Origin of the sequence: Pseudomonas sp. HD6422, from assembly GCF_025377065.1 — a bacterium.
Classification (GTDB): Bacteria; Pseudomonadota; Gammaproteobacteria; order Pseudomonadales; family Pseudomonadaceae; genus Aquipseudomonas; species Aquipseudomonas putida_U.
In genome coordinates this window covers 139,070-159,871 of record NZ_JAHWIW010000010.1, presented here as the reverse complement: position 1 = coordinate 159,871, position 20,802 = coordinate 139,070, and the positions used below count along the sequence as shown (strand labels likewise).

At 57.9% G+C, this 20,802-nt stretch carries 22 protein-coding genes; 20 read left to right on the top strand and 2 right to left on the bottom strand.

Annotated features, from left to right (window positions below; all coding sequences use genetic code 11):
* Window positions 1–228 precede the first annotated feature (228 nt).
* Window positions 229–786 carry a TetR/AcrR family transcriptional regulator gene (locus KY379_RS09900; protein ID WP_003152690.1) on the bottom strand — a complete coding sequence of 186 codons (558 nt, stop codon included), beginning with the start codon at window positions 784–786 and terminating at the stop codon, window positions 229–231.
* Window positions 787–965: 179 nt separating this feature from the next.
* On the opposite strand from KY379_RS09900, the gene tmexC reads away from it, so the two are divergent.
* The 6 genes from tmexC to KY379_RS09870 all read left to right on the top strand — a co-directional run bounded on the left by tmexC (window position 966) and on the right by KY379_RS09870 (window position 9,212).
* A complete protein-coding gene (gene tmexC / locus KY379_RS09895; protein ID WP_065285147.1) occupies window positions 966–2,129 on the top strand; it encodes a multidrug efflux RND transporter periplasmic adaptor subunit TMexC in 1,164 nt (387 codons plus the stop codon).
* A gap of 15 nt (window positions 2,130–2,144) precedes the next feature.
* Entirely contained in the window at window positions 2,145–5,279 is a 3,135-nt protein-coding gene (locus tag KY379_RS09890; protein WP_034065037.1) for a multidrug efflux RND transporter permease subunit TMexD3, read from the top strand.
* Between the two features lie 4 nt (window positions 5,280–5,283).
* Entirely contained in the window at window positions 5,284–6,702 is a 1,419-nt protein-coding gene (toprJ, locus tag KY379_RS09885) for a multidrug efflux transporter outer membrane subunit TOprJ (RefSeq protein ID WP_256819899.1), read from the top strand.
* Between the two features lie 429 nt (window positions 6,703–7,131).
* On the top strand, window positions 7,132–8,097 hold the full coding sequence (locus tag KY379_RS09880) for a Y-family DNA polymerase (RefSeq protein ID WP_256819929.1): 966 nt from the start codon (window positions 7,132–7,134) through the stop codon (window positions 8,095–8,097).
* Between the two features lie 122 nt (window positions 8,098–8,219).
* A complete protein-coding gene (locus KY379_RS09875; protein ID WP_172402842.1) occupies window positions 8,220–8,396 on the top strand; it encodes a hypothetical protein in 177 nt (58 codons plus the stop codon).
* Between the two features lie 507 nt (window positions 8,397–8,903).
* Entirely contained in the window at window positions 8,904–9,212 is a 309-nt protein-coding gene (locus KY379_RS09870; RefSeq protein WP_084850862.1) for a hypothetical protein, read from the top strand.
* A gap of 115 nt (window positions 9,213–9,327) precedes the next feature.
* Here KY379_RS09870 and KY379_RS09865 read toward each other — a convergent pair whose 3' ends face one another.
* Entirely contained in the window at window positions 9,328–9,696 is a 369-nt protein-coding gene (locus KY379_RS09865) for a TraR/DksA family transcriptional regulator (protein ID WP_253249385.1), read from the bottom strand.
* A gap of 198 nt (window positions 9,697–9,894) precedes the next feature.
* Between KY379_RS09865 and KY379_RS09860 the strand changes: the two genes are divergently transcribed.
* From KY379_RS09860 to KY379_RS09795, 14 genes are all read left to right on the top strand, one after another.
* Entirely contained in the window at window positions 9,895–10,257 is a 363-nt protein-coding gene (locus KY379_RS09860; protein WP_084850864.1) for a hypothetical protein, read from the top strand.
* A 31-nt stretch (window positions 10,258–10,288) separates the two neighbouring features.
* Window positions 10,289–10,615, top strand: a complete 327-nt coding sequence (locus KY379_RS09855) for a hypothetical protein (protein WP_084850865.1) — start codon at window positions 10,289–10,291, stop codon at window positions 10,613–10,615.
* Between the two features lie 93 nt (window positions 10,616–10,708).
* Entirely contained in the window at window positions 10,709–10,981 is a 273-nt protein-coding gene (locus KY379_RS09850; RefSeq protein WP_084850866.1) for an HU family DNA-binding protein, read from the top strand.
* Window positions 10,982–11,280: 299 nt separating this feature from the next.
* Window positions 11,281–11,775: a hypothetical protein gene (locus KY379_RS09845; protein WP_084850867.1), complete on the top strand. Its 495-nt coding sequence runs from the start codon at window positions 11,281–11,283 to the stop codon at window positions 11,773–11,775.
* 2 nt (window positions 11,776–11,777) lie between these two features.
* On the top strand, window positions 11,778–13,988 hold the full coding sequence (locus KY379_RS09840) for a helix-hairpin-helix domain-containing protein (protein WP_253249187.1): 2,211 nt from the start codon (window positions 11,778–11,780) through the stop codon (window positions 13,986–13,988).
* Complete coding sequence (locus tag KY379_RS09835; RefSeq protein ID WP_084859135.1) at window positions 13,975–14,406, top strand: hypothetical protein; 432 nt, start codon at window positions 13,975–13,977, stop codon at window positions 14,404–14,406. The genes KY379_RS09840 and KY379_RS09835 overlap by 14 nt, the downstream gene beginning before the upstream one ends.
* Before the next feature lie 5 nt (window positions 14,407–14,411).
* Window positions 14,412–16,214: a type IV secretory system conjugative DNA transfer family protein gene (locus tag KY379_RS09830; protein WP_084850870.1), complete on the top strand. Its 1,803-nt coding sequence runs from the start codon at window positions 14,412–14,414 to the stop codon at window positions 16,212–16,214.
* 38 nt (window positions 16,215–16,252) lie between these two features.
* Complete coding sequence (locus KY379_RS09825) at window positions 16,253–16,594, top strand: hypothetical protein (protein WP_084850871.1); 342 nt, start codon at window positions 16,253–16,255, stop codon at window positions 16,592–16,594.
* 88 nt (window positions 16,595–16,682) lie between these two features.
* Entirely contained in the window at window positions 16,683–17,042 is a 360-nt protein-coding gene (locus KY379_RS09820) for a hypothetical protein (RefSeq protein ID WP_084850872.1), read from the top strand.
* A complete protein-coding gene (locus KY379_RS09815; protein ID WP_137187849.1) occupies window positions 17,039–17,419 on the top strand; it encodes a hypothetical protein in 381 nt (126 codons plus the stop codon). Before KY379_RS09820 ends, KY379_RS09815 begins: the two co-directional genes overlap by 4 nt.
* A gap of 13 nt (window positions 17,420–17,432) precedes the next feature.
* Window positions 17,433–17,816 carry a hypothetical protein gene (locus KY379_RS09810; RefSeq protein WP_084850874.1) on the top strand — a complete coding sequence of 128 codons (384 nt, stop codon included), beginning with the start codon at window positions 17,433–17,435 and terminating at the stop codon, window positions 17,814–17,816.
* A gap of 2 nt (window positions 17,817–17,818) precedes the next feature.
* Entirely contained in the window at window positions 17,819–18,451 is a 633-nt protein-coding gene (locus tag KY379_RS09805) for a hypothetical protein (RefSeq protein WP_084850875.1), read from the top strand.
* 2 nt (window positions 18,452–18,453) lie between these two features.
* A complete protein-coding gene (locus KY379_RS09800) occupies window positions 18,454–19,242 on the top strand; it encodes a type-F conjugative transfer system secretin TraK (RefSeq protein ID WP_224372755.1) in 789 nt (262 codons plus the stop codon).
* Complete coding sequence (locus KY379_RS09795) at window positions 19,239–20,798, top strand: conjugal transfer protein TraB (protein ID WP_084850877.1); 1,560 nt, start codon at window positions 19,239–19,241, stop codon at window positions 20,796–20,798. Before KY379_RS09800 ends, KY379_RS09795 begins: the two co-directional genes overlap by 4 nt.
* Window positions 20,799–20,802 lie beyond the last annotated feature (4 nt).

Here is a 20,802-nt window from a genome sequence, read left to right as displayed (position 1 = left end):
GCACTGGTCGATGCTGCGCAGGAGGTGTTGAGCCGGGACGTGATCTTCTAGGTTGAACGAGTAGAACAGGCGCTGCTATCCTCCCGGTAACTGCCCCATCATGCTGTTCGCCCCCACGCTCGCTGACAGAGCAATTTTGCCAACGGTATGGAGAGGCCGCTACTTTTTCAACAGAATCGGCCAAAAACGGACACCGCCAACCCGAAAAAAACTGAGCGTTGCTTTCCGTTAAGTTTGGTAGTTGCAAGCCCCGTTCAGGAAGAATTGCTCGATCAACGCCGCCATACCTGCGCGTGCGATACGGCCGCGGCGCTCGGCGTCTACCAGGCCGAAGATCAAGGAGGAGAAGATTTCGGTAAGCGCCGGGGCACCGATATCGATACGGAATACGCCCAGTTTTTGCCCGCGTAGAAAGAACTCGTCCAGCGTTTCTGAGTAAGGCAGCCATCGGCAGCCGCCTGCATCTAAATCAAACGTGTCCGGGCGCCACTGAAATGAGAGGAAAACCAACAACTCCCTGTGAGTCAAATGGCCTTCGATCAGGCGATGCAATGCGTCCAAGGGCGCCGACTCAAGATCGGCATCGGCAATGACCCGATAAATAACCACCGAACCATGATCCAGAAGCATCTCGATCAGGTTGTCGCGGGTGCCGCAAAACCTGTTTAGCGTCGCCTTGCTGACTCCCGCTGCCTGGGCTATTTCTTTGAACGTGGCTCGCGGGTGGTCAACGATGGCGATCGCCAGGGCCTTCAGCAATTTCTCATCGGCAGCAGTTAAATCCATCGGTCACTCTTTATCTATCGCAGGCAGATGCGGGTATTTTGCCTAGAACACTCATTTTTCTCAAAGAGGATACTAGCTTTGTTCACATCAAAATCAAATGAGTCAATATTGACTCATTTGATTTTGGTGTGCATCATGCGCGGCTTCGACTACGTACTGGCTTCGTGCTTGGGTGAGATATGAACAAATTTCGCGAGTGGATCACTTTTTCCGTGATCTCCTGTTTGGTCGCCGTGACCCTGGTTGGCTGCGACAAGCCCGAAGAGCAAGGGGAGGAGGCGCCGGCGCGTGAAGTCGATGTGCTCAGCGTGCAGACCGAGCCCTTCACCGTGGTTGCCGAGCTACCAGGACGCATCGAGCCGGTGCGTGTCGCCGAGGTGCGCGCGCGGGTGGCGGGGATCGTGCTCAAGCGCACCTTTGAGGAAGGGGCCGACGTGAAGGCCGGCGACGTGCTGTTCCAGATCGACCCTGCGCCGTTCAAAGCGGCCCTGTCGCGGGCGCAGGGTGAACTGGCCCGCGCCGAGGCGCAGTTGTTCCAGGCCCAGGCGATGGTTCGCCGATACGAGCCGCTGGTGAAGATCAACGCCGTCAGCCAGCAGGATTTCGACAACGCCAAGGCCGCTCTGCAGAGTGCCCAGGCCGACAAGCGATCGGCCCAGGCCAATGTCGAAACCGCCCGCCTGGACCTGGGCTATGCCGAGGTTCGCGCACCCATTGCCGGACGCATCGGCCGAGCCCAGGTCACCGAAGGGGCGCTGGTAGGCCAGGGTGAGGCGACTCTGCTAGCGCGTATCCAGCAACTTGATCCGGTGTACGCCGACTTCACCCAGCCGGCTGCCGACGCCCTGCGCCTGCGCGCGGCCATCGCCGAGGGCAAGGTTACCGGCGCTAGCGACCAGCCGTTGTCGCTGCGCGTCGATGGTACCGATATCGAGAGCAAGGGCACGCTGCTGTTCACTGATATCTCGGTGGATCGCAGCACCGGGCAAATCGCCCTGCGAGGGCAGTTCGACAACCCCGAGGGCGTGTTGCTGCCGGGTATGTACGTGCGTGTGCGCACGCCGCAGGGGCTCAACCAGAACGCCATCCTGGTGCCGCAACGTGCCGTGCAGCGTTCGGCTGACGGCCAGGCCAGCGTGATGCTGCTGGGCGAGGGCGATACCGTCGAGGTGCGCCAGGTCACTACTGGCGCCATGCAAGGCTCGCGCTGGCAGATCAGCGAGGGCCTGCAGGCCGGCGACAAGGTGATCACCAGCTCGCTGGCGGCTATCCGTCCGGGCGCCAAGGTCATCCCACGCGAGCAAGGCGCCGCCGAAAAAGCTCCACAGTCCCAGGCCCAGTAAGCCGGAGAACCATTCATGCCCCTGTTTTTCATCCGACGCCCCAATTTTGCCTGGGTAGTCGCCCTGTTCATCTCGCTAGGTGGCCTGCTGGTCATTCCGTTCCTGCCGGTGGCACAGTACCCCAACGTGGCGCCGCCGCAGATTACCGTGACCGCCACCTATCCCGGCGCCTCGGCGCAGGTGCTGACCGACTCGGTGACCAGCGTCATCGAGGAAGAACTCAACGGCGCCAAGAACCTGCTGTACTTCGAGTCCACCAGCAACGCCAACGGCATAGCCGAGATCACCGTCACCTTCCAGCCGGGGACCGACCCCGAACTGGCCCAGGTCGACGTGCAGAACCGTCTGAAGAAGGCCGAGGCGCGCATGCCGCAGGCCGTGCTGACCCTCGGCATCCAGACCGAGCAGGCCACCGCCGGCTTCCTGCTGATCTATGCGCTGAGCTACACCGATGGCGACAAGGACTCCGATGTCACGGCGCTGGCCGACTACGCGGCGCGCAGTATCAACAACGAAATCCGCCGGGTACCCGGTGTCGGCAAACTGCAGTTCTTCGCCTCCGAGGCGGCCATGCGCGTGTGGATCGATCCGCAGAAGCTGGTTGGCTACGGCCTGTCCATTGATGACGTGAACAACGCCATCCGCGCGCAGAACGTGCAGGTGCCGGCCGGTGCCTTCGGCAGCACGCCGGGTTCCAGCGAGCAGGAGCTGACGGCGACCCTGGCGGTCAAGGGCACCCTGGACAACCCGCAGGAATTCGCCGCCATCGTGCTGCGTGCCAACCAGGACGGCTCGCGCCTGACCCTGGGCGACGTGGCACGCATCGAGGTCGGCAGCCAGGACTACAACTTCGGCTCGCGCCAGGACGGCAAGCCCGCCGTTGCCGCCGCCGTGCAGCTGTCGCCCGGTGCCAACGCGATCCAGACCGCCGAGGCGGTCAAGCAGCGTCTGACCGAGCTGTCGGCCAACTTCCCGGACAACGTCGAGTTCTCCGTGCCGTACGACACCTCGCGCTTCGTCGACGTGGCCATCGACAAGGTCATCATGACCCTCATCGAGGCCATGGTGCTGGTGTTCCTGGTGATGTTCCTGTTCCTGCAGAACGTGCGCTACACCCTGATCCCGTCCATCGTCGTGCCGGTGTGTCTGCTTGGTACCCTGACCTTCATGTACCTGCTGGGCTTCTCGGTGAACATGATGACCATGTTCGGCATGGTGCTGGCCATCGGCATCTTGGTGGACGACGCCATCGTGGTGGTGGAGAACGTCGAGCGGATCATGGCCGAGGAAGGCCTGGCGCCGGTGCCGGCGACCATCAAGGCGATGGGGCAGGTGTCCGGGGCGATCATCGGTATCACCCTGGTTCTGTCGGCGGTGTTCCTGCCGCTGGCCTTCATGGCGGGTTCGGTGGGGGTGATCTACCAGCAGTTCTCGCTGTCGCTGGCGGTGTCGATTCTGTTCTCGGGCTTTCTCGCGCTGACCTTCACCCCGGCGCTGTGCGCCACGCTGCTCAAGCCGATTCCTGTAGGCCATCACGAGAAGACTGGCTTCTTCGGCTGGTTCAACCGCAAGTTCACCAGCCTGACCAGCCGCTACACGAAGCTCAACGACAAGCTGGTGCCGCGAGCCGGGAGGGTGATGTTCATCTACCTGGGCGTGGTGGTGCTGATGGGCTTTCTCTACATGCGCCTGCCGGAATCCTTCGTGCCGGTGGAAGACCAGGGTTACATGATCGTCGACATCCAGCTGCCGCCCGGCGCCACCCGTGAGCGTACCTCGGCCGCTGGTGGAGAGCTGGAGTCATTTCTGATGGCCCGCGAGGCCGTGCAGACGACCTTCCTGGTGCTTGGCTTCAGCTTCTCCGGCATGGGCGAGAACGCGGCCATTGCCTTCCCGCTGCTCAAGGACTGGTCTGAGCGTGATTCTTCGCAGTCGCCGGAAGCCGAGTCGGTTGCGGTCAACGAGCACTTCGCCAACCTCGATGACGGCGCAATCATGTCGGTACCACCACCGCCGATTGAAGGCCTTGGTAACTCCGGTGGCTTCGCCCTGCGCCTGCAGGACCGCGCCGGTCTCGGCCGCGATGCCCTGTTGGCAGCGCGCGATGAAGTGCTGGGCAAGGTCAACGGCAATCCGAAGTTCCTCTACGCCATGATGGAAGGTCTGGCCGAGGCGCCGCAGCTGCGCCTGGTGATCGACCGTGAGCAGGCCCGCACGCTGGGTGTCAGCTTCGAAGCGATCAGCAGCGCGCTGTCCACTGCGTTCGGCTCGTCGGTGATCAACGACTTCGCCAACGCCGGCCGCCAGCAGCGCGTGGTGGTACAGGCCGAACAGGCCGAGCGCATGACGCCGGAAAGCGTCCTGCGCCTGCATGTGCCCAACGACAGCGGCAGCCTGGTACCGCTGAGTGCTTTCGTCACCACGAGCTGGGAGGAAGGCCCGGTGCAGGTCGCGCGTTACAACGGTTACCCGTCGATCCGCATTGCCGGTGACGCCGCGCCCGGCGTGAGCACTGGCGAGGCGATGCTCGAACTGGAGCGCATCGCTGCCGAGCTGCCCGAAGGTATCGGCTACGAGTGGACCGGGCTTTCGTATCAGGAGCGGGTCGCCAGCGGCCAGGCGACGATGCTGTTCGCGCTGGCCATCACCGTGGTGTTCCTGCTGCTGGTGGCGCTCTACGAGAGCTGGGCGATCCCGCTGACGGTGATGCTGATCGTGCCGGTCGGCGCACTCGGCGCGGTACTGGCGGTGACTGCCATCGGCCTGCCCAACGACGTGTACTTCAAGGTCGGCCTGATCACCGTGATCGGCCTGGCGGCGAAGAACGCCATTCTCATCGTCGAGTTCGCCAAGGACCTGTGGGAAGACGGCTACTCGCTGCGCGATGCCGCTGTCGAAGCCGCGCGCCTGCGTTTCCGCCCGATCATCATGACCTCCATGGCGTTCATGCTCGGCGTGGTGCCGCTGGCCATCGCCACTGGCGCCGGCGCTGCGAGCCAGCGCGCACTGGGCACCGGGGTGCTGGGCGGGATGCTCAGCGCGACCATGCTCGGGGTGATCTTCGTGCCGATCTTCTTCGTCTGGGTGCTGTCGCTGCTGCGCACCAAACCTCAGCAAACCGACAACCATCCCCTGCATAAAGCGGAGTAATGCGATGACCTCTCACTTCATGCTCCGTCGCGCTCTGCTGCCCCTGGCCATCGCCGCCCTGGCGGGGTGTTCGCTGGCCCCGACCTACGAGCGCCCGCAGGCACCGGTCGCGTCGCACTGGCAAGCCGCCGACGCGGAGGGCGCCCGTGCCCAGGCGCTGGACTGGCAGACCTTCATCGTCGATGCCGACTTGCGCCGCGCGGTGGATACGGCGCTGAGCAACAACCGCAGCCTGCGCCAGGCGCTGCTGGATATCGAAGCTGCGCGTGCCCAGTACCGCATCCAGCGTGCTGATCGCCTGCCTTCGATCAACGCCAATGCCAGCGGCAACCGCCAGCGCCTGCCTGCCGATCGCTCGGAAGTGACCAGCAACTATCAGGTCGGCCTCGGCCTCGCGGAGTACGAAGTCGACCTGTTCGGCCGCGTGCGCAACCTCTCCGAGGCCGCGCTGGAGACCTACCTGGCGACCGAGGAGGCGACCCGTGCCACGCAGATCAGCCTGGTTGCCGAGGTCATCCAGGCCTACCTGACCCGCGATGGTGCGCTACGCCGCATGGCCCTGGTCGAACAAACCCTGGACAGCCGCATGGCCTCGCTGGAGCTGGTCAGCCAGCGCCGTGCAGCGGGGGCCGCCACCGCCCTGGATTACCAGGAAGCGGTCGGCCTTGCCGAACAGGCTAGGGCCGAGCGCGAGAGCACCGAACGCCAGTTACGCCAGGCGGACAACGCCCTGGTCCTGTTGCTCGGCACGCCAGATGCCGCTCGCCTGCTGCCCGCGACGCCCCGCGACGACCTGATGGTGCTGCAGGACATCGCCCCCGGCACCAGCTCGGAACTGATCGAACGGCGCCCGGACATTCTCGCCAGCGAGCACCGCCTCAAGGCGCGCAATGCCGATATCGGTGCAGCTCGCGCCGCGTTCTTTCCCCGGATCAGCCTGACCGGTTCGGTGGGCAGCTCCAGTGCCGAGTTGTCCGGATTGTTCGATGGCGGCTCGCGGGCCTGGAGCTTTGCCCCGACGCTGTCGCTGCCGATCTTCGCCGGTGGCCGCAACCGCGCCAACCTGGACCTCGCCGAAGTGCGCCAGGACGCGGCGGTGGCCGACTACGAAGGCACCATCCAGACCGCCTTCCGCGAAGTGGCCGATGCCCTGGCCGCCACCGACACCCTGCGCCGCGAGGAGGCTGCCCGCCAGGCTCTGGCCGGTTCCAGCGAGGCTGCGATGGCCCTGGCTAAGGCGCGTTACGAGGGCGGCGTGGACGACTACCTGCGTTATCTTGACGCCCAGCGCAGCACCTTTAGCAACCAGACCACACTAATTCAAATCAGCACGGAACGGCAGATTGCGCTGGTTGACCTGTTCAGGTCTCTGGGCGGTGGCTGGGGCCAAACTGAACCGATGGCCGGGATCGGCGCTGAGTGAGCAAAGCCAGGAGTCCTGCATCCGAAGACCGGACTCTGGCTCCATCACCGGTGAGCTACTGGTCATCGACGGGGCAATCGTCTGATCGAGAATAAGACTGTCTGACGACTGGCAGGCCTATGGATTATTGGTGGCAGCAGCTAACGGCTCTATAAAGAGCTGCAAAAAATCACTGTAACGCATGATTGACTGACTGCTTCTGGCCGGTTTCTGCCTGTTGCGTCTCTGCTGCCCACTGGCCAAGTCGGATGCACGCGGTGGTCAGTACCAATGCAATTGACTGGTCAAATGGGTGCAATTGCGCAGGTATGGACTTCAAGCCCCAATTTCCTGGAAAAGAGGTTCTTTCTATGGACATCCGACATCAGAGATTGAGTAGCGGAATGTCTGAGCTGAAGTCATGTCCATGGCTGTTCTTCTTTCCTTTACATCGATGAAAGTTTCGCAGACTTGACTGGAATCCGAGAACCGCTCGGCGACTTTGCACGGACAATACAATCTAGAGTTCTCCAATGGACCGGCATGCCAGTAGGTATCGGAATCGGTCATACAAAGACTTTAGCGAAGGCAGCTCAGCACGCGAGCAAAGTTTACCGACAGCAAACTGGTGGCGTTGTCGACCTACGAGCTGAGAAAGCTGTGAAATGGCTACTGGAGCGGATGCCCTGCCAGGAAGTATGGGGCGTCGGGCGGCGGCTCACCGAGCATTTGGCCTCCGACGGGATTACTACAGCATGGCAGCTTGCGAACGCAAACAGCACAATCATTAGGCGTAAGTATGGCGTTGTACTTGAAAGGACAGTTCGCGAATTGCAAGGTCAGTCATGTTTAGACCTTCAAGAGGCCGAGCCGGACCGCCAGACAATATGTACTAGCCGGATGTTTGGCTCTCGCATAACGACAAAGCCTGCTATGCAGGAAGCCATTGCATCCTACATGCACAGGGCAGCGCAAAAACTTCGCAGTCAACGATCCCTTACCTCTGTTTTCCGCTTGGGAATTCGAACCTCGCCATTTGGTGACGAGCCGAGGTACTCAAATGGTACCACCGTTGTCCCCCCCTACCCAACCGACGACGTTTTGTTGCTTACCCGGCTTGCTAGTAAAGCCCTGGATGATATCTGGAAGGAAGGATTCCGATATAGCAAAGCTGAAATTCTTTTGATGGACCTAAGAAAGCGAGGGGAGTACACACAGGATCTCTTCACGCCCTCTCAACCAGCGAAGTCCGATGTGCTGATGCGCACCATGGACATGGTAAACAGTCGATTCGGTAAGAATGCACTGCGTTCAGCCAGAATGCCTGTAGAGGCCGACTGGGAAATGCGCAGAGAGCTAATGAGTCCATCATACACAACATCCATTAACCAACTTATGCGTTGCTCAGCAAATTAACAGCATGGCAGACTCTGACTCGCGTCCTATTTGCTTGACTACGTAAAGCGATGGTGTCTGCCGTTATAATGACCACTGGCACGCAGCATCAAGCGGCGGGTCGATTTCGAGGGTGAATGGGTATGATTTGGGCTGAAAAAGCGGCGCCAATCGTCGCGGAGGTCATCCGCACGGTCGGCCGCAGCGACATGAAGGTTCTGCGTAAAGCACTGGTCGATGCGTACCCATGGGGGATGCGGAAATATACACCCTACAAGGCCTGGCTAGGGGAAATCCGTCGCCAGCTGGGGCATCCGTAGAATGCCCCGAGACATGATCTGGCCAATACGCAGGTCGACATGTTCACCCAGCTTTGAAAAGCCGAACGCCGCATGCGCAGACGCCATCGCAGTTAAGCGGTCAATCCCTCAACTAGCCGCCGAGGTCCGGGCTCTCCAGCAACAAGATCTGCAAGAACTCTAGCAAGAGTAGGCAGTTCGTGAGGATACGCTTCGTCGTTGCGTCCAGGCGTCCAGGCGTCCAGGCGTCCAGGCGTCCAGGCGTCCAGGCGTCCAGGCGTCCAGGCGTCCACCTTGCAGCGATCAAGCAGGCTCACGCAATGGCTAACGCGAACTGGAGGGCAGTGCTGTGAAAGAAACGCCTGCTGGCCACCACGATCACCTTTCCGCGATGCTTCCGCATGCGAAAACTTTCCTCCCTTCGGAGGTATTTTACAGGGGGTGGTTTGAGAGGATGTCAGCAGAACCGCTGTAAAATCTTAGCCACACCGCATGCCCTTCCCACCATACGTTTCGGGGAGTAGGTGCATGACTACGCGCATCCTTGGAATCAGGACCAGTCAATTGAAGGCTACCTACAAGCAGATTGTACTTCGCGCCGCCCTATCCGCTGCACTAGCGTGCTTTGCTTCGACCGTTACCGCTGAAGAGCAAACAGACATGGCCATCCACACGCCTGAACCGACCGCCATTGATTACCAAGCCTGCGATGGGCTAGCTGAGGGGGATTTGGTTGAGTACTCGATGGCTGGCGGAAAGTCATTCATTGGCACATGCGAAGTCATAGAGGGGCGCCTGGCTGCTGTGCCTTTGAAAGGAACCCGTTCGGCAAAGTGACTGGACATCTGCCCCAGGTGCTATAGAACCGATGAAAAAGCCGCCCTGAGGTTATTCCCCAGGGCGGCTTTTTTCAGGGTGACAGATAAGAGGACACCTCCCACACTCCCGGGACCTATACAGCAGCCACTCGATGATGCTTGCCGATGGTCTCGAGACGGTTTTGCGCTTCAGTAGTGCGCAGGGCGGTTGGGTTGTTCAACAGCCGACGGAGGCCGATTTCCTCACCTGTGTCAGCACACCAGCCGTACTCATCATCAGCAATGCGGTCAAGGGCATCTTTGATTGCCAGAGCCTCAGCGCGCTCCCCTGTGAGGAGACGCATCATGAGCGTGCGGTTCTCTTCAATGGTTCCGGCGTCGGATGAGTCAGCAACCCGTTCGGTGACTGAGAGGGATCGCTCATGCTCACCGATTCGCTCGAAAAGCTCGCGCTGTTTCGCCAGTAGCAAATCCTTGAAAAACTGGCGCTGGTGTACGTCCATGTAGTTCTCGCTAGGCTGTGACAGCAACGAGGATGCATCTGAAATCATGACCACTCCAACCAAACATTTCTATTCAGGAATGACATCAGGTTAACGGCAGTGCATCGGAATGCAATCCGAAACACAACCCCCAAATCCACCTCTTGCAGCCGAGGCCCGGCCCGTTATGTTGGGTTGTGACATCACAGGAGATCCGTCATGCAATTTGAAAATCGGTCGTCCGGGCAGGACAAATTCAACGCCACCTACGGGGCTGCAGCAAATACCATCCTGGACCACCTTCAGATCCTCTACCGCAGCCGTGCAGGAGTTGAGGCACAAGGTTGGGACACAGCCGAGCACCAAAACGGACTGGTAGTTTTGATCCCGACCTCTAGCGATGAAAGTGACCAAGCAGCCCTCGGCGCGGTTGATGCTGCCGGGACCTTTGCTGTAGCGGCCATGCGCACATACGAAGCATACGCGGCAGAGTCTGACATGGACGACCCCGAGCAAGCAGAGCTCCCAACCCTCTTGCTCAAGGCAGCTCAAGATGCCCACCAGTTGGCAGCGCCGGCCTAATCTGCTTTCCTTAAGTGAAATGGGAGGATCTATGCAAACAGACCTTAAACCCGTATCGCGTGACATACGCATCGGTAAGTACAGCTTCACTCACAATCGCTTCCTGCTGATGCTGGCGCTCTGTGCCTTGTTGGCATACCTCGCTGCCGGTGCGGTGGGGATCCCTAGCGCGTCGGCGATGACTATTGCCGAGCGGCTAAGTACAGCGCAGATGGTTTGGGCCCTGCTTTTGGTACCGATCTGTGGGATTGGCAGCTATTTGCTGAAGCGCGCCGGTCATTCCGACACCGCCCTGTCGTGTGCCGTACTTGCGATGGGCTTTCTCATCGGCGCCGCGATGAAGACCTTCTGGATGTAATGAAATCCGAGGCCCCATTTTGGGTTCGAATGGCCGCAGACCACAGTTATAATCGGCGCTTCCACAGTCGTTCCCCTACGCAGGAGAGTCATTTTGAACAAAGGTGAACTAGTAGCAGCCGTTGCTGAAAAGGCGGGCATGACCAAGTCCAGTGCAGAACTAGCTGTCAATGCAGTCTTGGAGACCATCACCGATACCCTTCGCCAGGGCGATTCCGTTGCACTGGTTGGATTCGGCAGTTTTGCAGTCAAAGCGACCGCCGAACGTAAAGGACGCAACCCTTCGACCGGCCAAGAGATCACCATCGCCGCATCGAAGAAGCCTACCTTCACCGCCGGCAAATCGCTGAAGGATGCAGTCGCTTAAAGCCCTGCCTCTCCCAGGTCAAAGCCTCGCACATGCGAGGCTTTTTTGTGTGCTGCTGGCAGCCATTCCACAACACTCGCTAGGGCATCCAAAAGCGATACTCGCTTCCCTTCCCCTCTCCTCTACACACGGCCGCCAGGCGTTAACCGAGCCGCCTGGCTACCTCAACATAAGCACAGGCGCTCACTGACTCACGTTCACGAGCCGCAGGCCCGAAATGACTATTAAGTTTTTTTCCGCGGATCGCCGAAAATGGGGCTGTCGATAGCCACTATTGAGTTAAGACCCCGAGGCCTTCAATGCAACCAATCCATACACCCGAAGCGAAATCCCTGATTTCTGAGTCCTTCCCGACCATCTACGGAACGCTCAAGCGCGGGACACTCCGAAAATTCCTGCACGACGGCTCGAGCGCAGTATTCGCTTGCAAGTCCATTCGTGAGAGGAAATCTGCCTCGACGTTATTCACAAGCGGTGTGGACGCTGCGATACGAAAAATCCAAGCCCAGGTAGATCGCTATGCCGGCCTGCCTATCGATGGGCTCTTTGATGGTTACGACGCGGCTCCTGCACACCCCGAGGGGATGATTTACTGGGACGACCTGCTAAGAGCAGTCACCTTGGTGACACTCTTCGATCAGCTGGTCGCCCTCACCTACAAATACCCAAGCCATCTCGACGAGTCGCCTGAAAGCATCCGCAAAGCCGCCCTAATCGTCACCATGCGCCCACTTTTCCGGGTACGGCGTGCGTCGCGGATCGTCAACAGCGGCCGGGCTTTTCAACAGGGATGAATATGGCAAGTGTGACCGATGCAGTCGATGGACTGCTGAGAGAACAGGCTATCCTGAGCTCAATTCAGTATCGCGACCCATCCGGCCCCTGGGGGATTGGCACCTTCCGACGTGAGGACGGTTCCACCTTCACTGCAACAGGTAGTTTCGGTCAACCCATTCTCTATGAGGAGTTCATCCTCTATGGGAAGTGGAGTCCAGATATCCCGGGCGGGGATTTCGATACGGCATCGTTTTCGTCGATGCCACCAAAGGCCCTGGAAACCCTCCCGCGTTACCTAACCAGTCTGACCCAGAACCGAGTCGCCATCGCTTCAACCATCAAGGCAGTCCAGCACTTCGGTGAGAACCTGATCGACATTCTCGAGCGGGCACCAGTACGCCTTGTAGAAGCGGGTGTTTCTGAGCACGACGCTGCAATACTGGGGTCGACCTGGGAAACCGAACGCTCTCACCAGCTCGCTCTGGCCCAGATCGACCTTGAAGGAATACCGCCGGCAAAACTCGCTACGCTGCAGCGCCGCCTTGGCTACACGACCGACTTGAACGCTGTCCTTCGTGAAGACCCGTACCTCCTCTATGTGCATTTCGACGACATGCTGTTCAGCACTGCTCAGTCGCTAGCAAAGCGCTTCAGGGTAACCAATGACACGGTCTCAGCCGTGAAGGGTGCGATCGTCGCAGTGCTGCGCCGGGAAGCATGGCTAGGCCACAGCTATGTTGAAGGCGTTCCGCTCATCGAGGCAGTGGCGAAGCTTCTCAACCTCGACCGCCAAACGCTGCACCCTCTGATCAGGGAGGGCGTCACTGAATTGAGTCGGGCGAAAGTGGCACGCGCCGAGGACCGCAAGTTACAACTGTTCAACTTGTATGAGATCGAAAAGTCTCTCGTTGAGAAAGCGCGCGGCTGGACAAGATTGAATGCTGACGAGCTCGAGGATCTCGTTCCTTCTGACGAGATGGCCATCAAGCTCCTTCGCCCCCTCAAGCTGGGTGCAGCGGCAACCAAGAGCCTTGCTGCAGGCCTAAGCAGTCTCATGTGCGAACGCCTGGCGCTAGTTCAGTGTGAGACCTTGGATGATCAGCTGACAATCGTTGATGGCATCCAACTGTATCTGAATGGGTTCGGCACAGACGCACTTATCACGGCCGCATCCCGTGAAATGATCACTGAGCTCACCACCAGGTTGGGAGATGAGGCACAAGTCCTGAGTTACGCAGAGCTGATAGGTCTCGACCCTATTACAGGCGTTCCCCAACAGCATAAAGCCAACCCCATTCCAGCTGATGTCGTCGTGGTGGTAGGCACGGACGCTATGGGCATTGAGGAGATCGATGCCCTACTTGAGGCGATGCCGGCAACAGGTCGGATCTTCATGCTTGGTGCACCAAAGGACCTCCCGTCCCAAAACGTTGGCCAACCCTTCGATGATATGGCCAAGGTTCGCGAGATCCGTACGTTCATTGCAAGCTTCTGGTTGCCGGCGAGATCAGAGAAGCGCCAGGCTGCAAAGAATGTTTGGTCCGGGGCGATCAAGCCAGATGACAGCTTTGTACCCGAGAGACCAATCTGCTGGCTCAAAACACCTCGCGAGAGCATCCAGGACGTTGTAAATGTCCTACTGCAACAGCTATCCGACGCATGCGAGATCTCACCTCTGCATGACATCAAAACAGTAGTCGCTCGGCAGCACGCGGAAGTACCAGGCTCCGATGCAGTTACCTGGCTTACACGCTCAATTGCCAGTGAGTTCATCGGCCCGGATGAACCTGTGGAGTTCCAAGGGAAGGCCCTATTCAAAGGTATGCCGGCCCTAGTGCGCCAGGCCCTTTCGCTTGAGCACCCTGCCTTCTCGATCTTTGAAGCCACTGAGCTATCAGCCGAGCGCATGGTCGCAACGCCGAGGTCAGGAAACCCGGTGGTGCTGGATCACAAGCGAAGCCTGAACCTTTTCCATGGGGCAGTCCTGACACCGAAATTCATCCGCGGCCGAGTGTATGAGTTCGTGATCCTAATCGTGCTCAAGGAGCACATGGGCCTGTTCAATGCTGAGCTCCTCTCCACCCTACTGAACAGCGCTAAGCGCTCGCTCATTTTGGTTGGCGAGCTGGAAGGTATCGCCGAGAGCTTCCCCGGTGACGAACCTACCAGGGTGCGCTCACTGCTCTCTAAATGGATGGAAAACGATGGAGACAAAATTGAACAGCATTGAAGCCACACCCCTTCTGGATCTGACCAATCGTGAACAGCTCGATGACTGGCTAGCACGGATGAACTTGAGGGCATCTGGTGCTGATGACTACTGGTGCTACGTAGTCGGATTCACCGTATCCGCAGCGCTTCAAGCAATCAATCTCCAGCCGAACCGCAACGAGATAGGGCCAAGTGACAGAGTAGCTCTGCTCGTATCCGCATTGAGCAGCTTCGACAAGCTGGGGGAGCTTGCAATGGGCATTGACTCAACCTGCTCGCTCGAGCACGCAAACGGAAAAGCCCATGTGCAAGAAATCATCTGCTACTGGCTGGAAGGGAGTCCCGAACACTTTGCCAGGCAGTATCAGCATTCTATGCACCTAACCGCACAGAAAATCCTCGCCCTTGCAGCGACCTCACAACAACCAATCGGATAAATGTAATGGCGATCAGATCTGCCCGCCTGGATGCGCGGGAGGCAGCAAGGCTCAAGACTCAACAGGCTCGAAATGTCGCGCTGAGCCTGCCTCTGGTAGGTGCAGCGATACCCTTCCTGCCCTTGCCGCTTTCGATTGCGATCGCCGTGGGGTGCGCAGCCTGGACGTTGTATCTTGATCGGCGTGATGAAGAGTCAGACACACCGTTGGTGTGGGATCGGAGCTACACACAAACCGACCTCTCCGATTGCGACTTTCAGCGATCCACCTTCCTGGGCAAGACAATGCCATGGGTGGAGTGGAAGGAGCGCGTGGACGCGGTAGCTAATGAGAAAGGTGTCACAAGCGCTGACGACGTCAGGCAGACCCTTATCGAGGCTTACCCAAGCATGATCCCATTCATGCTGTCGGACGACATCATGACGCGCCATATGGCGCTGCTGGCCGCGACCGGGACCGGTAAGACCGAGCTGATCCTAGCAATCATTCAACAACAGATAAAAAAAGGGGCAGGCCTCCTGCTCGTTGAAGCAAAGGCTGATTCTGACTTATCAGGCGCCATTTACGCCATGATGGAAGCCGCAGGACGACTGGATCAGTTCAAGCTCATCACCTTCGAGTTCCCAGAGATTAGCCATACGTACAATCCGTTCTTCGCCGGTGGTGTACGAGCATCCTTGTCTACGGCGATGAAAATGCAGGCTGCTTCGAAGGAAGAGTTCTGGACCGACGTCAACCGTTACTCGCTTTCGGCTGCAATTCTTTGCATGAAGCTACAACCAGGCGAGCCGGCGTTCCACATCAAGGACCTCATTGCGGTCCTCTCTGATTTCGACCTTCTGCTGCGTTATGTGAAGTCGATCCGAGAAGCAGATTCGGATGCCCATAAAGACGGGAAGGAATTCCTCTACTCGTACCTCCGCTACTGGTACGACGAGGAAAAGCAGGAGTGGAATCGCAAGAACTTCAAAACCCTGCTTCAAGGTGCCATTTCCAAGCTATCGGCGTTTGCTCATTCTGAGTACTCTCGCATCGTCAACACCTACAGCCCGGACGTCGACCTGAAGGACGCGATCCTGAATGGCGAGGTAGTTGTGCTTTCTATGTCCGCGCTCGCTGACAAAGACGGCGTTGAGTTGATGGGCAAATTGTTCATCTCTGACCTGGCCAGGGCGATCGGTGAAATCCAGCTACAGAAGCTGAAACCCCTCATGATCTGCCCAGCGATTTTTGACGAATACGGCTCCTTTGCCGAAGAAGGGCAAATCGTTCTATTCCAGCTCGCGCGAAGCGCAAACATCCCGATCATCATTGCGTTCCAGGGCGTCGGCTTCCTGCAGGAGCATTCTGCTCCATTCGTGGAGAAGGTCCTGGGTAACTGTTGGACCCACATCTATTGCGACATTCGTGATGCGGAAACGAGAGCCTTTGCCTGCAAGCTTGCAGGCACGACACTTCGGAAGTTTGAGCAGGAGACGCAGGCCACCAGCACAGGCGCTAGCCACAGTTCGGAGCAGTCAGGGCTTATCGCCAACGAGAACACAGGCGCCAGTAGCAGTGTCGGGGCAAAAGCGACTCGTGAGGACCTACTCCAGCCTGATGACTTCCAGACCCTTGATCAGGGTGACGGCATTGTCATCGCGAAGTCGGGAACCTATCGGATACGCATGCCAATGGTGAGAAGCAGCTTCCCAACTGTTCACTTCCGCGACATGAAGCTGACGCGCCGGCATTCAAGAGGACGAACCGGCCTAAATGCCTGGTCGACCTTCACGGAAACCAACCGCCGACTACTCGGCGATCTCTGACAAAACATTTCGCATGCAGAATCTTTTTAGGGGGACCAATGACGTGGATTGAGAAGATCCGGAACTGGGATTACAGCCTTGACGGGGTGATTGAATGGATCCTGAACCTGATGGAGTTCCATGCCCAGCGCGCTGGGGTGTGGGGCTACCTCGGCGTGGTTCTGTTCATCATCGCCCTCGGCCTGGCATTCCCGGCGACACGCGGGGTCACGAGCCTGATCATAAGCGGCATTTTCAGGATGTTCTTCACCTTCATCCAAAACGTACTTACGCTTTTGACTGCCGACCTCTTCAAATTCTTCGGTCGGATACTGCTGGCAATGTTCCACCGGACGCGAAGATGGATCGCTGAGGTCGCAAGCCGCACGCACAGAGAGTAATCAAAAAGACCCGGGAAACCGGGTTTTTTCTTTTGAAACGACAGAAATGGGGCAGTCCCTTTCCACTATTTAGTGAAAGGAGATCCTCATGAAAGCCGTCTTTCTAGCCATCTGCATGTCAACAGTCGCGGTCAATGCGGCCGCATCTGACTATGCAGGCGACTCATACGTCATCGACCAACGCGATCCAAAGTACCAGGCCGCAATCGAGCACCTCTCGAGCGCCGCCCAGGCGCTACGCCTTGCCCAAGACGAACTGAAAAAAGCTGAGGCCTCCCACCCTCTCCCAGGGTTGGACCTGGTTCGAATGCTCAGCCAGGTCCACCCCGTGGAAGAAACCATCAACGTGATCCTGCGTCCGGAGCAAAAGCGGCTTCGGTATCAGGAACTCACGCCTGATGGGCAGTTTTTTACTACCCCCCCCTCGACTTGGAGATTGAGACGATGACCGTCAATGGATGCATTCCACACATACGCATGGAGGATATGAGGCGGTTCATGGTCAGCATGCTTCTGCTGCTGGCCGTGGCCGCCCTGTGCCTCATACCTGAAGTTTCCCACGCTGCCGACTCGGCGTGGAACGGTCAGTTCGGCCCGGATGCGACCCTGACCAAAAACACAAACGCCAGCTTGCAGGGCTGGTGGAAAACTGCGGCCGGCTGGGGCCTCTGGATTTCGATCGGCTGCCTGCTCTTCTCCATCTTCTTCATGGGCGGTAAGTGGTGGTGGATCCCAGTTTGCGTGTTCCTGGTGTGCCTGTTCGGTGAGAAAACCATCTCGCAAGTAGCAACCTGGGCTGGTTTTGCCAGCGTCTCGGGCGCTTAACAGGAGTCGGACCATGCGTTTTAGAACCACGGCAGAAAGCGACACATACGCATACGCAACTTCTCCCTTGAATTTCGGGGGCGTAGAGAAAGAGGACCTTCTGTTCTGGATGATCCCAATGGCGATCTCGAACCAGGTAATGGATGACCCGTTCTATGCGTTTGCGGTCGGCTGCTTCTGCCTGTGGCTCTATAAGCGACTGACCATGAACACTCCCCCCGGCCATATGGTGCTTCGTTTGAGCATCTGGATGGGGCAGTTGGAGAACGGTGAACTAGCAGAAATGTATCCGGCAATGAAGAAACTAGCTCGTGGCTTGAACAAGTTCCTGACGACTCTCTGGTTAGAAGTTGGACTGCTGCCCTCCCCAACCTATTGCAATCGATACGAGCCATAAGCATGAGCGACAAGTATGGAGTCCCCCTTCGCTACTTCAACCTCCTCGGACGGGGCGAGTTGAGCGCTAACCGGATTAGCGTTGCGTTCATTGCAATTGCTTTATTGCTTTCTGCAGTAATCGCATTCCTGATTAATGTAAACATCGAGCTGCAACGGACCAATGCCGAGCTGCAGGGCAAACGGATCATGTACGGCTACCCTAATGCCGAAGGGATCTTCATCAGCGAGAACGAAATCCCTGAGAGGCACCTCGCTGCTTTTACAGGGGTATTCCTGGACAACTTCTACAACTTCACGCCCGAGTCGTCTTTCACCAACGCGAATGAGTCGCTGCGCCTGATGTCGTCGCGTCTGCGGGCAGTCCAAGAGGAACCTCTGAAGGTTGTTGCTAAGCAGTCCGCTCAGCAACAGATCACTCAGGTTTTCGTCCGTACCACACCATACAAATTCGAAACGACTCCTCAAGGGTACATCGTGTCGTTTCAGGCTCTTCGCTATAGAGCAACACTGAACACCGTGTTTGGCAAAGCGAAGTTCGACGTCAAGCTTCTGCTCAAGCCGGTTAAGCCGTCCAAGCACTTCGAGTGGGCCGTCGTTGCTGACGACATGCAAACTCAGGAGATTACTCAGTGAGAATGACTACTCTGGCTGCATTGGTTGCTGCAGTCCTAGCGACACCCGTTTTTGCAAATGAGGAATGCAACCGTTCCCCGCGCACTGTGGTATACGACAATTCGCCGGTAGACGTATACATTTCGAACGACACACAGCGCGCAGAAGTGGTGTTTCCAGAATCATATTTGTTTGGTGTAAACCCTGAGAACCCTGAGGGTCTTGAGCTCTATCCTTCGCCGATCAAAAACAAACTGGCTTTCAATAGCCATGATGCTCAATACGTAGGACTAGTCACAGTCGACGGAGCGTCTGGCAAGACATACCAAGTCAATCTCATCACTCGACCAGGGTGTGCGGACAGTCAGGTTTCTATAGAAACTCAGGCCCCTGTCGATCAGTCTAAACTGGCTCGAAATGGAAAAGGGAATGTGAAAGGCCTTATGAACTACTTGTTCGACGGCACCGTTCCCAATGGCTATAGAAAAAATAACTTTTCAAAACTCACAAAGCAGCAGCGCGTTGTTTTCCGCCAAGGATCTGTGGAGTTCTCGCTCCAGTCCCAAGTGATAGGTCCAAAATATGTGGGAACCACGTACGAAGTTGTGAACCGCGGCCGGACAGCTTTCAAGTTAGCAATCGATCAGATCGACTATTCGAACAAAGCTGTTCGGGAATCTATTGGTGTCGCGCGACAAGTTTCGATGCTGCCAACATCACGAATTCTGGGGCCCTCACCTGAGTACGTTTCAGAAATCTACGGTGACTCGCACCGTGGACTGCTCTTCATCGTTTCGGAGAAGACCAAATGAGCACCCCTCCGAACCCGTCAGGGCCGAACAAAAAGCTGCTTTGGATCTTTGCATTCGCTGGCGCAGGCCTTTTTCTATTCGGCAAATATTTAGAGTCCTCGAATTCCGAAGTTAAGGTGGCTGGGCAACAGGCCCCTACCCCGGTCGAGGCTGGCCCAGCCGGCGTAAACCAGATCACAGGTCAGGACGCGGATGCTGCCCTGACTCAGTTCCGTAAGCAGCTGGAGGCAATGCAAGCAGCGGCAGAAAGAACCGAGAGCGAGCGAATCAAAAGCGATAAAGCACGCGATCAAGAAATGCGCGAAATGCAGCAGAACAACAACGCTCAGAATCGCGCACTGAGCGAAGAGATTGCCGACCTCAAGAAGAAGAGCGTTGACGATCTGTATGCGGCAATCAACAAGAAGGACGGCTCAACGAACAGCCTTCCCGATATGCCTTCGGTGCCAGGCATGGGCGGCGGCCAATCTGGACTCAACTTTGATGGTGATCTCGATCTCGGATCGATAGCAGCTCCCGCTCCGGCCGCTGCGAAACCAACCCATCCATACGGTCCCAACTACATCGTCTTGACTCCGCCCATCCAGGCCCGCTCGACGTTCCAGGGTGATAGTGGCGGCGGCCCGGGCAACCAGTCGGAGTCTGCACTCTTCGCAGATATGTCTGCGCCGAGCACGAATACCCAGAGCGGTACCGCGGGCAATGGGAACCTCAACTCACAGTTCAACGATGTGTATGGCAAGCCGGCCAGCAATCAACAGGCCTTCCAGAGTTCGGCGCAGCCTGCAGCGCAGCCTGTTGCACTGACGCCCGAAGAGGCCGCAGCCAAAAAGAAAGCTGATGGCAAGTACACAATCGAAGGCTTCTCGTTTGTTGAGGTCACGACGCTGCATGGCGTTAGCTGTCCCATCGGAGCAAATGCGCCAGGCGCATCCGATTCAAACAAGATTCCAGCTCGCCCAGTCGTGCTCCCAGTCCACGGGATCTTCCACGGCCCGAATGGTGTGGAGCGCGACGTTGGGACAGCGCACTTAATGGGGTTGTGCTCGGGTCGAAGGACGTCGTCATCCAACACTGGCCGCGCAACTATCAAGGTTGAGCAGATGAGCTACTGGGATGCTTCTGGTGGCGCGCAAATGGTCGCAGCGTCCGGCTATATCGTCGACATGCGGGATAACGAAGCCGATGTGTACGGGAAACTAGACAAGGCGTCGGGGCGCACGCTCGCCCTGCAGTCTGCAGCAGCAGCTGCTGCTGCATACGCAACAACACTGAGTTCAGCTGAATTTACCAATACCAGCTCCGTCCAGAACGGCACCTCAAGTGCGACGAGCCAGCTTACAGGTGACGCCACCAAAGCAGCGGTCGCCCAGGGTATTGGCTCAATGTTCCAGAAGATCAGCGAACGATTCGAGGCTGAAGCAGACGCTGCGATCGACACAATTCTTGTCGAGCCTGGTATCCGACTGCGGTTCGTTACAACTCAACCGATTGATGTCGTGAAGCCACTTGAACCCTTCGACATCGATGCCTCGATGTACGACACGCTGATCTGAGGTA